Origin of the sequence: Dietzia sp. DQ11-44 (genome assembly GCF_014145205.1) — a bacterium.
GTDB lineage: Bacteria > Actinomycetota > Actinomycetes > Mycobacteriales > Mycobacteriaceae > Dietzia > Dietzia natronolimnaea.
This window is the reverse complement of record NZ_JAALEC010000041.1, coordinates 1-1,333: the sequence shown is the minus strand read 5'-3', so window position 1 is coordinate 1,333 and position 1,333 is coordinate 1. Positions and strand designations below refer to the sequence as shown.

At 72.2% G+C, this 1,333-nt stretch carries 1 protein-coding gene; it reads left to right on the top strand.

Features of this window, described 5'->3' with window-relative positions:
- The first annotated feature begins 222 nt into the window (after positions 1-222).
- Entirely contained in the window at positions 223-1,272 is a 1,050-nt protein-coding gene (locus tag G6018_RS01230; RefSeq protein WP_179523186.1) for a polyprenyl synthetase family protein, read from the top strand.
- Positions 1,273-1,333 lie beyond the last annotated feature (61 nt).

Genomic DNA, 1,333 nt, shown 5'->3' with positions numbered 1-1,333 from the left:
GGCGGTCGCCGAACCGGCGGGCCCGCACCCCACCACGAGGACATCGGTCGAAGCGGGAGGTCGCGGCCGTGGGTCCATGCGCTCCATGGTGGCAGGTCCGCGCCGGACCGGTCGGCGCCGACCTCGGCCGGGGTGGGGTGCCGCAGCCCCCGGGTGGGGACCGTAGTCTGTCGTCAGGGTCGGTCGATGCCGGTCCGCACCAGGCGACGAGGACGAATGAGGATGTCGAGCGATTCTGTGACGACCGGCACCGCTGAGACGGCGCCCGACCATGTGGTGGCGGGCGTGGACGTCGGCGACGCGGATCTCGCGGCGCTGCTGAGGGCGCGACTGGTGGAGGTCGAGGAGCTCCTGGTGAGCCGACTCGAGACCGGGGAGGACTTCCTCACCGAGGTCGCCCTGCACCTGGTCACCGCCGGCGGGAAGCGCTTCCGCCCCGTCGTCACCCTGCTCACCGGAGAGCTCGGTCCGGAACCCGACCGCGAGCGCCTGGTCAAGGCCGCCGTGGTGTGCGAGATGATCCACCTGGCCACGCTCTATCACGACGACGTGATGGACGAGGCGGCCGTGCGCCGCGGCGTGGAGTCCGCCAACAGCCGCTGGGACAACTCCACCGCGATCCTCGCCGGCGACTTCCTCTTCGCCCACTCCTCCATGCTCCTGGCGGACCTCGGCCCGGCCGCGGTCCAGCTCATCGCCCAGACCTTCGCGGAACTGGTCACCGGGCAGATGCGGGAGACGGTCGGTCCGGGCGACGGCGGGGACGCCGCCGACGCCGCCGGTCACTATCTCCGCGTGATCTGGGAGAAGACCGGGTCGCTGATCGCGGCCGCCGCCCAGTTCGGCGGCGAGTACTCCGGCGCCTCCGACGAGCAGATCCAGAGTCTGCGACGGCTGGGAGACGCCGTGGGGATCGCGTTCCAGATCGCCGACGACATCATCGACATCGCCTCTCCGTCGTCCGACTCGGGCAAGACTCCCGGGACCGACCTGCGCGAGGGTGTGCACACGCTGCCCATGATCTACGCGCTCGAGGCCGGTTCCACCGACGGCGACCGCCTCCGTGAACTGTTGGCGCAGCCGCTGACCGACGACTCCGAGGTCCACGAGGCCCTGGATCTCCTCCGCGCCTCCGAGGGGATGCGGCGCGCGCGGGCGACGCTCGAGCAGTACGTGGCGGACGCCATGGCCGAGCTGGACGTGCTGCCCGCCGGTCCCGCGAACGAGGCGCTGCGGCGGCTGGTCCGGTTCACCGTCGACCGCGTGAGCTGACCGCCGCGCCGGGCATCCGCTCCTGCGCCTGCGCGCCCGTCCAGCGCTCGGCTGGCTTCCA